Below are 12,202 nucleotides of genomic sequence, written 5' to 3' on the forward strand. Positions count from 1 at the left end.
CATCATCGAGCTTCGATCGACCAAGTGGAGTCCGAGTTGGGAGGGCGCGTGGCGATGGAGGCCGGCCCTCGCGACACCGCACAAGGCACCGAACACGTCACCGCCGACGTCGGCGAAGCGGAGCCGGGTGAGGACCGCCTGAGCCCCGACGGACCCGACGAGACGCCGGGCGGCGTGACCGCCGACGGACCCGAGCCGGAGGAGATGTTCACCGGCGGGCCGGAGGTCGAGGTCGAACTGCGCCCGCAGCGCCGGCTGCGGATCTGGCAGCTCGCCCCCATCGTGGGCCTGGCCGCGGTCGGTTCCCTGATGTTCGCCTTCCCGCTCGCCTTCGACTTCGGGGACAGCGGCGCGGTGATCGCGATGCTCGGCCTGCTGATCTGCTCCTGCTCCGCGGGCTGGGGCATGATGGCCGCCCGCCGCGTCGGCCACACCCTGCCGGGGCTGCCCGCGCGGGGCTCCGGACGCCGCCCCGACTGGCGGGTCGTCCTGGCCTACGTCCTGATCGTGGCCGTGGTGGCGGTCCTCGCCGTGTGGCGCGTGGCCCGCCTCCGTCACTGAGCCGACCGCGTCGGCCACCGAGGACCGCTTGCCGCAGGCGTCGGCGGGGGAGCCACATCGGATTCCGAGGACCGCTTGGCCGCAGGTGTCGGCGGGGGAGCCACATCGGATTCCGAGGACCGCTTGGCCGCAGGTGTCGGCGGGGCGTCGCGCGTAATTCCGAGGACTGCTCGGCAGCGGTGGTCGGCGGCGGGCGCCGGGTCGGTCTCCGAAGGCCGCTCGGCCGTTATCCCTCGGGGGTGCCGCCGGTTTCCCAAGGGTGTGTGGCTGCGCCCGGCGGCTGAGCGCCGCGTCGGTGAGCGAGAGGCGTTCGGAGGCGGGCGTCGGTGAGGGCGGTGTGCCGGTCTGCGAAGGCCGGTCGGCTGTGCCCGTCGGGGGTGCCGCGTCCGACCCAGTCGGCTGGACCCGTCGGCGGGGTGTGGCGTCGGTGAGCGAGGGTGCTCGGAGGCGGGGTGTCGGTGAGGGCGGTGTGCCGGTCCGCGAAGGCCGGTCGCCTGTGCCCGTCGGCGGGGTGTGGCGCCGGTGTCCGAGGGCCGCTGGGCCGCGGGTGTCGGCGCGGTGTCCGAGGGTCGCTCGGCTGCGGCGTCGGTGGGGTGGTGCGTCGGTTGCCGGGCGGCGGGGGTGTCGTAGTGACCCCGTACGATCGAGGGATGAGCACGCGGATCGCCTTCCTCAAGGGTCACGGCACCGAGAACGACTTCGTGATCGTCCCCGACCCGGAGAACACCCTGGACCTCACCCCGGCCGCCGTCGCCGCCCTGTGCGACCGCCGCGCCGGCATCGGCGGCGACGGCGTGCTGCACGTGGTGCGCTCCGCCGCGCACCCGGGGGCCGCGGGCATGGCGTCCCGAGCGGAATGGTTCATGGACTACCGCAACGGCGACGGCTCGGTCGCGGAGATGTGCGGCAACGGAGTCCGGGTCTTCGCGCGCTACCTCCAGCACGCCGGACATGTGACGGAAGGCGACCTGACCATCGCCACGCGCGCGGGTGTGAAGACCGTCCACATCGCCAAGGACGGCGACGTCACGGTCGGCATGGGCAGCGCGCGCCTGCCCGAGGGGGCCGTGACGGTGAGCGTCGGCGAGCGCAGCTGGCCCGCGCGGAACGTGAACATGGGCAACCCGCACGCCGTCGCCTTCGTCGACGACCTCGCGCACGCGGGCGACCTGCGCACCCAGCCCCCGTTCAGCCCGGCCGCCGCCTACCCCGACGGGGTCAACATCGAGTTCGTCGTCGACCGCGGTCCCCGGCACGTCGCCATGCGGGTGCACGAGCGCGGCTCCGGCGAGACCCGCTCGTGCGGCACGGGCGCGTGCGCCGTCGCCGTGGCCGCCGCCCGCCGCGACGGCACCGAGCCGGCCGTCACCGGAAGCCCGGCGACCTACACCGTGGACGTGCCCGGCGGACGCCTCGTGATTACCGAGCGGCCGGACGGCGAGATCGAGATGACCGGCCCCGCGGTGATCGTCGCCGAGGGCGAGATCGACGCCGAGTGGCTGGAAAACGCGGCTCGCTGACCACGCGAATCGTGGCCCCAGCCGCCCTGGACGCGTGGATCCGCGGGCAACGGGGCCCGTGCCGGTTCGAAACCACGGCCGACCGCGGAGCGTGTGGCGCAAAATCGTAAACCTCCAGATCGTCGCTCGAATGGGTGATCCGTTTCACGCTCGGCGAGAGGCGGTCAGTCGGGCGTGGTGGGCTCGATAGCATCAAGCACCGGCACGGACGGGGGAACGTCGCCATCCCTGAGCCGCGTACGCCCTGGGGCTCCGTCCGCCGGTCCACAAGCCGGAGGTGCCCATGAGTGCGGAGGCCACGAACCCTGCGACCCCTGGTCCTGTAGCCCCTACAGCGCCCCGCAGGAAGGCCCGCCCCCGGATCGACCTGCGTCGGCTCGGCCGGGCCGCGCTGCTCGGTCCGGCCGCCCGTGACCGGCTGCCCGACGCCATCGGCCACGTCGTGGACGCCCACCGCGCCCACCACCCCGACGCCGACCTCGAACCGCTGCGCCGGGCCTACGTCCTGGCGGAGTCCTCGCACCGCGGCCAGATGCGCAAGAGCGGCGAGCCGTACATCACGCACCCCCTCGCGGTGACCCTGATCCTCGCCGAACTCGGCGCCGAGACCACGACCTTGACGGCATCCCTGCTGCACGACACCGTCGAGGACACCGATGTGACGCTGGACCAGGTGCGGGACGAGTTCGGCGAGGAGGTCCGCTACCTGGTCGACGGGGTCACCAAGCTGGAGAAGGTCGACTACGGCGCCGCCGCCGAGCCCGAGACCTTCCGCAAGATGCTCGTCGCCACCGGCAACGACGTCCGGGTGATGTCGATCAAGCTCGCCGACCGGCTGCACAACATGCGCACCCTCGGCGTGATGCGCCCCGAGAAACAGGCCCGGATCGCCAAGGTGACCCGCGACGTCCTGATCCCGCTCGCCGAGCGGCTGGGCGTCCAGGCCCTCAAGACCGAACTGGAGGACCTGGTCTTCGCGATCCTCCATCCCGAGGAGTACGAGCACACGCGGCAGCTGATCGCCGCCAACGCGGCCCGGTCCGACGATCCCCTCACCGAGGTCGCCGGCGAGGCCCGCACGGTCCTGCGCGAAGCCGGCATCCAGGGTGAAGTCCTCATCCGCCCGCGGCACTTCGTCTCCGTGCACCGCGTGAGCCGCAAGCGCGGGCGGCTGCGCGGCGCCGACTTCGGGCGGCTGCTCGTGCTGGTCAACGAGGACGCGGACTGCTACGGCGTGCTGGGCGAGCTGCACACCTGTATGACGCCCGTCGTCTCGGAGTTCAAGGACTTCATCGCCGTACCCAAGTTCAACCTGTACCAGTCGCTGCACACGGCCGTCGCCCGCGCGGACGGCCAGGTCGTCGAAGTCCTCATCCGCACCCACCAGATGCACCGCGTCGCCGAGGCGGGCGTGGTCGCCCTCGGCAACCCCTACGCCCCACCCGCTGACGAGCATGCGTCGGCGGCCGACGGGGAACGCGCCGACCCGACCCGCCCCGGCTGGCTGTCCCGGCTCCTCGAATGGCAGCGGGGCGCCCCCGACCCCGACACCTTCTGGTCCACGCTGCGCGAAGACCTCGCCCAGGACCGTGAGATCACCGTCTTCCGGCCCGACGGCGGCACGCTCGGCCTGCCCGAGGGCGCCACCTGCGTGGACGCCGCCTACGCCCAGTACGGCGAGGACGCGCACGCCTGCATCGGCGCCCGTGTCAACGGCCGCCTGGCCACCCTCAGCACGGTCCTCAGGGACGGCGACTCCGTCCAGCTCCTCATGGGCCAGGACCCCGCCTCCGAACCCTCCCGGGAATGGCTGGAGCACGCCCACACACCGGCCGCGCGGATCGCCATCCAGCGGTGGCTCGCCGCGCATCCCGAGGATCCTGCGGACGCCCCGGCGGTGGAGCGCGGGCGGTTCGGCGAGCGCCCCTCCGACATCGGGAGCGGCGCCGGGTCGGCGCCCGGCCCGCGGACTCCGGTGGCGAGTGACCCGACCGCGCCGGCGGCCGACGCCCGCACGGGCGCCGACGTCGCAACCGAGCGCGCGGGTGGCGCCCCCGTCCTGCACGCTCCGGGCGCTCGCTCCGGCGGTCACCGAGCGCGCTCCGGCGTCGACCCCAGACGCGCGGGCGCCGACCTCCTAGTCGAGGGCCCGAGCGCCGTCGTACGCCTCGCCGGATGCTGTACGCCGGTGCCGCCCGACGAGATCACCGGCTTCTCCGTGCGCGGGGGCGTGGTGACCGTGCACCGCCTGCGCTGCGCCGCGGTGACGCGCATGAAGAGCGGGGGGCGCGCGGAGGTCGGCGTGCGGTGGGGCGACAGCGCCGCATGCCGGGTCACGCTTGTCGCGGAGTCCTTCGGACGGCCCCATCTGCTCGCCGACCTCACCGAAGTGATCGCCCTGGAGGGCGCCGAAATCGTCTCCGCCACCGTCGAACCGCCCAGCGAACAGCGCGTCCGCCACACCTACACCCTCCAACTCGCCGACGCGGCCGGCCTCCCCGCCCTGATGCGCGCCATGCGCAACGTGCCCGGCGTGTACGACGTGACCCGAGCACAACACGAAACCCCCAACCCCTGACCAACACCCCACCTCCCGCACCCCCAAGCACCGCCCACCACCTGGCACGCCCCGAGCGGCGCCTGGCAGCAGACTCCGCGCCCCGGCCTGCGCCGGAGCTGGCGTCTCCCGAGTTGCGTCGGGCAGGCACCATTACGGCTCCGAGCGGCGCCCGTCACCGAGCCACGCGCCTCCGAGCGGCGCCCACCACCGAAGCTCGCGCGCCTCCAAGCTGTGCCTGGCAGCAGACTTCGCGCCCCGAGCTGCGCCGAGCCCCGGATTGGCGTCTCCCGAGTTGTGCCCGGCGCCGGGCTGTTCGCCGCACGAGTTGCGCCCGCCACCGAACCTCGCGCCCCCCGAGCTGCGCCCTGCACCGGACCCTGGCCTGCCGGGCTCCCTCAGGCTCGGGCCCTGGTCTCCTGACGCTTGCCCTCCTGGCCCTTGGCTTCTGGGCGTTGTTCGGCACCGGGGACTGGCCTCGTAGGCGGCGTTGGCACCGGCGTTGCCTCCTGGGCGGCAGCGTTCGGCACCGGCGCTGGCCCCGCTAGCGGCGTTCCGTACCGGTGTTGCCTCCTGGTCGGGGGCGTTCCGTACCCGGTGCTGGGCTCGCCGGCGGCGTTCCGTAGCGGGCCTCGGACTCCTGCCGGCGTCGGCCGGACCAACCCGTTCGAGTGGGCAGCGCGCGCGTCGCCACGGCGGCGCACGGGCGCGCTGGTAGCGGTGGTGCATGCTGCTCACCCCCCGCACCCGGCCGCGCCGGGCCACCCGGCACCGGAAGGCCGCCCTCCTGGCCGCAGCCGTCTCCGTGTGCCTCCTGTCCGCGAGCGCACCCGCCGCCCCGCTGGGCGTCGGCGACCGGCTCTTCCCGTACCTCGGCAACCCCGGATACGACGTGGCGTCGTACGACCTCGACCTCACCTATCCCGGCAGCAACGAAAAACCCCTCAAGGCCGTCACCACCATCGACGCCTGGACCACCGCCACCCTGGACCGGCTCAACCTCGACTTCGCCCACGGCAAGGTCGAGTCCGTGGAGGTCGACGGCAGGCCGGCCGGTTTCGCCTGGGCCGGCGACGACCTGGTCGTCACCCCGGACAAGCCGCTGCCCCGGGGCAGTTGGACGAGGATCATCGTCCGGCACACCAGCGACCCGATGCCCGCGAAGGACCGGGACGGCGGTTGGGTGCGCACCACGGACGGCCTCGCCCTGGCCAACCAGGCCGACGCCGCGCACCTGGTCTTCCCGTGCAACGACCACCCCTTCGACAAGGCGATGTTCACCTTCCGGATCACCGCCCCGAACGACTACACCGCGGTCGCCAACGGACTGCCGACCGGCGTGGACCGGGTCGGCTCCGCCACCACCTGGACGTACCGCACCCAGCACCCCATGGCCACCGAACTCGCCCAGGTGTCCATCGGCCGCTCCAGCGTGCTGCACCGCTCCGGACCGCACGGACTGCCGGTGCGCGACGTCGTGCCGAGCGCCGACCGCAAGGCCCTCGAACCCTGGCTGGCGAAGACCCCCGGCCAGATCGCCTGGATGGAGGGCAAGGTCGGGCCGTACCCCTTCGAGACGTACGGCCTGCTCATGGCCCAGGCCGCCACCGGCTTCGAACTGGAGACACAGACCCTCTCCCTCTTCGAGAAGGAACTGTTCACCGAGCCCGCCTACCCCAAGTGGTACGTCGAGTCGATCATGGTGCATGAGCTGTCGCACCAGTGGTTCGGGGACAGTGTCAGCCCGCGCACCTGGTCCGACCTGTGGCTCAACGAGGGACACGCCACCTGGTACGAGGCCCTGTACGCGGAGGAGAAGGCGGACCGGCCCATGGTCGACCGGATGAAGGCGGCCTACGGCGCCTCCGACCGCTGGCGCGCCTCCGGCGGCCCGCCCGCCGCCCCCAAGCCCCCCCAGCCGGGCCAGAAGATCGGGATCTTCCGGTCGAACGTCTACGACGGCGCGGCACTGGTCCTGTACGCCCTGCGCCAGGAGATCGGACACTCCGCCTTCGAGCGGCTGGAGCGGCTCTGGGTGCAGAAGCACCGGGACGCCACCGCGACCACGGCCGACTTCGAACGCCTCGCCTCGTCGGTCGCCGGACGCGATCTGAGCGGATTCTTCAAGGGCTGGCTGTACGGCGAGAAGACCCCGCCGATGCCCGGACACCCGGACTGGAAGTCCACGCCTCCCGAGAAGAAGACCGGGGAATCCCCCTCGCAGAACGCCGCGGGAACATCCGGGAAGGCGGGGACGGGAACATCCGAGAAGGCGGGCACGGGGGCGTCTGAGAAGAAGGGAAAGGGAGCATCCGCGAAGGAGGGAAAGGGAGCGTCCGCGAAGGAGGGCGCCGCATCGCGGGTGAGCGGGGCCGCGGGATGAGACCCGGAATAAGCCGGTGACGAGACGGCCCGTGCCGTGCGACCATCGTCAGGTCGGCGCGGCACGGGACACGGGAATCTACCGCCGTCCTCGTGCGTTGGTCTTCATGACAGCCGTAACGGAAATCCCCTGCGACGTAAGGACCCAATGACCTCCTCTTCTTCCTTCTCCCAGGACACCAAGCGCTTTGCGCACGACTACCCCGAGGGTCTTCGGGCCGATGCCCTGATGGAAGAGGACGTCGCCTGGAGCCACGAGAGCGACGGAGAGCGGGACGGCGACCAGTTCGACCGCTCCGAGCGCGCGGCGTTGCGTCGCGTGATCGGCCTCTCCACCGAGCTTGAGGACGTCACCGAGGTCGAGTACCGACAGCTCCGCCTGGAGCGGGTCGTGCTCGTCGGGGTATGGACCTCCGGGACCGTGCAGGACGCCGAGAACTCCCTCGCCGAGCTGGCCGCCCTCGCCGAGACCGCGGGCGCGCTCGTGCTCGACGGCGTGGTCCAGCGCCGCGACAAGCCGGACGCGGCCACCTACATCGGCTCCGGCAAGGCCGAGGAACTGCGCGACATCGTCCTCGAAACGGGCGCGGACACCGTCATCTGCGACGGTGAGCTGAGCCCGGGCCAGCTGATCCACGTGGAGGATGTCGTCAAGGTCAAGGTCATCGACCGTACGGCCCTGATCCTCGACATCTTCGCCCAGCACGCCAAGTCCCGAGAGGGCAAGGCGCAGGTGGCGCTCGCGCAGATGCAGTACATGCTGCCCAGGCTGCGCGGCTGGGGCCAGTCGCTGTCCCGCCAGATGGGCGGCGGCAAGGGCGGCGGCCTCGCCACCCGTGGCCCCGGTGAGACCAAGATCGAGACGGACCGGCGCCGGATCCGCGAGAAGATGGCGAAGATGCGCCGGGAGATCGCGGAGATGAAGACCGGCCGCGAGATCAAGCGCCAGGAACGCAAGCGGAACAAGGTGCCGTCCGTCGCCATCGCGGGCTACACCAACGCCGGCAAGTCCTCGCTGCTCAACCGCCTCACGGGCGCGGGCGTCCTGGTCGAGAACGCCCTGTTCGCGACCCTGGACCCGACCGTCCGCCGGGCCGAGACCCCGAGCGGCCGGGTGTACACGCTCGCCGACACCGTCGGCTTTGTCCGGCACCTGCCGCACCACCTGGTCGAGGCGTTCCGCTCCACCATGGAGGAGGTCGGCGACTCCGACCTGATCCTGCACGTGGTGGACGGCTCGCACCCCACCCCGGAGGAGCAGCTGGCCGCCGTGCGCGAGGTGATCAGGGATGTCGGCGCCACCGACGTGCCCGAGATCGTCGTGATCAACAAGGCGGACGCGGCCGACCCGCTGGTGCTCCAGCGGCTGCTGCGCGTCGAGAAGCGGTCCATCGCCGTCTCGGCCCGCAGCGGCCGGGGCATCGACGAACTGCTCGCGCTCATCGACAACGAACTGCCCAGGCCCTCGGTCGAGATCGAGGCCCTGGTGCCGTACACGCACGGCAAGCTGGTCGCCCGCACCCACACCGAGGGCGAGGTGATCTCCGAGGAGCACACCGCGGAGGGCACCCTGCTCAAGGCGCGGGTGCACGAGGAACTGGCGGCCGACCTCGCGCCGTACGTTCCCGCGTCGCTCGCCTGAGCCACCGCGACACAGACCGAAGGCCCGCCCCCGCCGACCGCGGGAGCGGGCCTTCGGCATGTCGTGGTCTCACTGACCGCCGTACGTCCTGCTCATGTTCTGGTACAGCGCCTCGGCCTCCTGGCCGAGCTGCGGACCCGCGAGCCAGGTGCTGTCCGTCGGGCCGATCGACGTGTTCGAGACCAGCACGGTCCTGCCGTCCGCCACCCGGAACCAGCCGCCGCCCGACGATCCGCCGGTCATGGTGCAGCCGATGCGGTACATCGTCGGCAGCGACGGACTCAGCGACAGCCGCCCCGGCCGGTCGAGGCACTTGAACATCTTCAGACCGTTGTACGGCGGCGCCGCCGGATACCCCCAGGCACCCATACTGGCCACCTCGGCCGCGGACGGCGCGGAGAAGTCCACGTCGAGCGCCGCGCCGACGGTCTCCTCCAGGGACTTCGACCCGTTCTCCGGCTTCACATGCAGTACGGCGTAGTCGTGTGCGGCGCCCGCGCCGCCCGTCTCCGAACCGCCCTGGATCCACTCGTTCGAGGTGGAGGCCCAGTCCGCCCACCAGGTGCCGTACGGGGCGATCTGCGAGGTCGTCGCCCCCGACAGCTCCGCCTCGGACTTGCCGAGGTCGTTGTACGACGGCACGAAGGCGATGTTGCGGTACCAGCCGCCGTTCTGACCGGCGTGCACACAGTGACCGGCCGTCCACACCAGGTTGGACCTGCCCGGATGGTTGACGTCCTTGACGACCGTGCCGGAGCAGACCATCGAGCCCTCGGGGGAGTCGAAGAAGACCTTGCCGACCGGCGCCGCGTTCTCGTGGTACGGCGTCTTCTCCGCCCGCGCCTGCACGGGCTGCGGCTCCGGGTCGCTGACGCCCTGGTCCGCGGAGGCGTCCTGCGTCGAGATCGTCTTGTCGGCCTCCTTCGCGGACTGCATCCGCTCCGGCTTCCAGAGGCCCTCGATCACCGGGTTGACGAAGTCCTTGGCCTCACTGAGCCACTTGTCCCTGTCCCAGTCCTTCCAGCCGCCGCCGGTCCACTTGTCGACATCGATGCCGTGCTCCTTGAGCCTGCCCGCGATATCGGCCGGGATCCCGGCCTTGCCGTCATCGGCGCCGGCCGCCTGAGAAGCGCCGGGCTTGTCGCTCGCCTTCTCGTCGCCGGAGCCGCCGCAGGCCGTCGCCGTGAGCGCCAGTGCCGCGACCAGACCGGTGGCCGCGAGGACGGTGCGCCGCCGTCCACGGCGGTGCGTGAAGGGCGTACGTATGGAACGCATGGTGCGATAACCCCCGTTGAAGCGTGTGATGACACCCCACTATGCCCGTGGGGCTGGGGACGAACGGCGGCGAGCAGGTGAAGGTTCCCGTGACACCCCGTCGCCGTCCCTGACCCGGCCGTGCCCGCCGGCTCCTACTGCCCGGCGAACTTCTTGCTGACCGCGCCGTACACACCCTCGGCCACGTCACCCAGCCGCGGACCGGCCAGCCAGCCCGAACTCACCGGTCCGATGGAGGTGTTGGACACCAGCGCCGGCTTGCCGTCGGAACCGTTCTCCACCCAGCCGCCGCCGGACGAACCACCCGTCATCGTGCAGCCGATGCGATACATCGTCGGGTCCGACTTGCTGAGTGACAGCCTGCCCGGCTTGTCCGTGCACTGATACAACGACTGACCGTCGAACGGCGCCGCTGCCGGATAGCCGGTCGCCGTGACACTCGCGACCTTCGGCACCGCAGGGGCGTCGAAGTCCACCGGAAGCGCCGAACCGACCGTCTCCTCCAACGACTTGCCGCTGCCGCCCTCCTCGGGCGTCACATGGATCACGGCGAAGTCGTAGGAGGCTCCGTCCCCGCCCGTCTCACCACCCTGCTCGATCCACTGCTGAGAGGTCTGCGCCCAGTCGCCCCACCAGATCCCGTACGGAGCGATCTGCTCCTTGGTGGCGCTCTGCAACTCCTCGTTCGTCATGCCCTTGTCGTTGTACGACGGCACGAACGCGATGTTGCGGTACCAGCCGCCCTTCTTGCCGGCGTGCACACAGTGGCCGGCGGTCCACACCATGTTGGACTTGCCGGGGTGCGCCGGGTCCTGCACCACCGTGGCCGAGCAGACCATCGTGCCCTCGGGGGAGTCGAAGAACACCTTGCCGGCGGTGGCGGCGTTGGTGTGGTACGGCGGCTGCACCGCCTGTGCCTTCACCGGCGCCGGCGTCGGGTCGGTCACACCCTGGTCACCGGAGAGGTCGTTGTCGTCCACGCCCCGGTCCGGGTCGTCGGCGTCCCGCATGCGGTCCGGGTCCCACAGTCCCTTGATGATCGGGTTGATGAAATCGTTCGCCTCACGCAGCCAGTCGTCCTTGTTCCAGTTCTTCCACGCGCCGTTCTTCCACTGGTCGAGGTCGATCCCGTGCTCCTTGAGCCGGTCCTTGATGTCCTCCGGGATCTTGATCTTTCCGTCGTCGGCGGCCGCGGAGGCGGTGGCCCGGCCGTCCGCGTTGTCGTCGCCGTCGCCGTCGCCGTTGCACGCGGTGGCGGTGAGCGCCAGCGCCGAGACGAGGGCGACGGCGGCCAGCACGGGGGAGGTTCTGCGGCCCGTACTCCTGCCGCGGCGAACCGTGAAGGACGGCCGTATGGATCGCATGCTCTTGACTCCCCCTGGTGATAAGGAAACTCGGTGCTACGACCGTGATGTCAGGCGGAATCTATGGGCAGTTCACGCCACTCTCACGGCCCTCTGGGAACGGCACCACACACTATGCGTTCGCTGTGGGGGACTTCCGACGGAACAGCAACAGTTGCGTCACGGCAAGGATCTTGAGGCAACCCGTAACCCGGTGGGCGGTCCGGGGTTGTAGCCGTGAGGGGCCTGCTGCCCGTGCCCGGTCCCGCGGATCAACTCGCCTCTGGACAGCGGGAGGACTCCAAGCCGTGGCCGTGACCGATTCGGTGACCCATCCCAAGACCCGGGAACCGTCCGAGGAAGCGCACGCCGCCCACGCGGGCACCCCGGCGACCCCGTCGACACGCGGACCGACAGCGCGCAGCGACGCGCACGCCCTCCCCACCGCCCCACTGCGATCGCGCGCGCCGACCGACAAGCCCCCCGACACCCGAAGCCACCTCGCCCCCGGCACCGGGACCGGCGCCCCTCCGGTATCGGCACCGGCGCCCGCTCCGGCACCGGGGCTGGCGCCGGTCCCGGAGCCGGCACCGCGGGTCACCACACCCCCGCCGCCCTGGCGGCCATCCGCGAGGTCCTTGCGCCAGGCACCCCGTTCTCCAGACTCGCCCCGGCCGCCCCCGTCCCCCTTGACCCGTCCACGCCCGTCAAGGACGCCTCCGCCCCCCAACCGCCCCGCGCTCCTCCGTTTGCCGTCGCCGACCGTGACGGAGCCCGCGTACGGTGCTATGGACGGGCCGGCCCGGACGCGGGCGCGGCGCCCCTCGCAAGGGCCCAGGTCGCCACCGGCCACCCCCGAATCCTCGCCGTCACCGGCGTTCACCCCAGCGGTGATCACCGGCACCCTGGGCGCGCCCGCCAA

The 12,202-nt window shown here is 71.8% G+C and carries 7 protein-coding genes; 5 read left to right on the plus strand and 2 right to left on the minus strand.

All coding sequences use genetic code 11. From position 1 onward, the window contains the following. Window positions 1–54 precede the first annotated feature (54 nt). The 5 genes from ABT245_RS34715 (at window position 55) to hflX (ending at window position 8,662) form a co-directional block, all read left to right on the plus strand. Window positions 55–561, plus strand: a complete 507-nt coding sequence (locus ABT245_RS34715; protein ID WP_351741697.1) for a hypothetical protein — start codon at window positions 55–57, stop codon at window positions 559–561. Between the two features lie 650 nt (window positions 562–1,211). Next, window positions 1,212–2,081 carry a diaminopimelate epimerase gene (dapF, locus tag ABT245_RS34720; RefSeq protein WP_351741651.1) on the plus strand — a complete coding sequence of 290 codons (870 nt, stop codon included), beginning with the start codon at window positions 1,212–1,214 and terminating at the stop codon, window positions 2,079–2,081. Window positions 2,082–2,364: 283 nt separating this feature from the next. Next, window positions 2,365–4,659: a RelA/SpoT family protein gene (locus ABT245_RS34725; RefSeq protein WP_351741654.1), complete on the plus strand. Its 2,295-nt coding sequence runs from the start codon at window positions 2,365–2,367 to the stop codon at window positions 4,657–4,659. A gap of 706 nt (window positions 4,660–5,365) precedes the next feature. Continuing rightward, window positions 5,366–7,021, plus strand: a complete 1,656-nt coding sequence (locus tag ABT245_RS34730) for a M1 family metallopeptidase (protein ID WP_351741657.1) — start codon at window positions 5,366–5,368, stop codon at window positions 7,019–7,021. Window positions 7,022–7,168: 147 nt separating this feature from the next. Beyond that, window positions 7,169–8,662: a GTPase HflX gene (hflX, locus tag ABT245_RS34735; protein ID WP_351741660.1), complete on the plus strand. Its 1,494-nt coding sequence runs from the start codon at window positions 7,169–7,171 to the stop codon at window positions 8,660–8,662. A 69-nt stretch (window positions 8,663–8,731) separates the two neighbouring features. On the opposite strand, the gene ABT245_RS34740 is transcribed toward hflX, so the two are convergent. Then, complete coding sequence (locus ABT245_RS34740; protein WP_351741662.1) at window positions 8,732–9,937, minus strand: trypsin-like serine peptidase; 1,206 nt, start codon at window positions 9,935–9,937, stop codon at window positions 8,732–8,734. 134 nt (window positions 9,938–10,071) lie between these two features. Beyond that, window positions 10,072–11,301: a trypsin-like serine peptidase gene (locus ABT245_RS34745; RefSeq protein WP_351741665.1), complete on the minus strand. Its 1,230-nt coding sequence runs from the start codon at window positions 11,299–11,301 to the stop codon at window positions 10,072–10,074. Window positions 11,302–12,202 lie beyond the last annotated feature (901 nt).

This window comes from Streptomyces sp. NPDC001508 (assembly GCF_040298665.1).
Lineage (GTDB): Bacteria > Actinomycetota > Actinomycetes > Streptomycetales > Streptomycetaceae > Streptomyces.

Bases quoted from the DNA above. Each gene is read 5' to 3' on its own strand.
- ABT245_RS34745 (WP_351741665.1), bottom strand. From the start codon at position 11,301: ATGCGATCCATACGGCCGTCCTTCACGGTTCGCCGCGGCAGGAGTACG.
- dapF (WP_351741651.1), top strand. From the start codon at position 1,212: ATGAGCACGCGGATCGCCTTCCTCAAGGGTCACGGCACCGAGAACGAC.
- ABT245_RS34725 (WP_351741654.1), top strand. From the start codon at position 2,365: ATGAGTGCGGAGGCCACGAACCCTGCGACCCCTGGTCCTGTAGCCCCT.
- ABT245_RS34715 (WP_351741697.1), top strand. From the start codon at position 55: ATGGAGGCCGGCCCTCGCGACACCGCACAAGGCACCGAACACGTCACC.
- ABT245_RS34740 (WP_351741662.1), bottom strand. From the start codon at position 9,937: ATGCGTTCCATACGTACGCCCTTCACGCACCGCCGTGGACGGCGGCGC.
- ABT245_RS34730 (WP_351741657.1), top strand. From the start codon at position 5,366: ATGCTGCTCACCCCCCGCACCCGGCCGCGCCGGGCCACCCGGCACCGG.
- hflX (WP_351741660.1), top strand. From the start codon at position 7,169: ATGACCTCCTCTTCTTCCTTCTCCCAGGACACCAAGCGCTTTGCGCAC.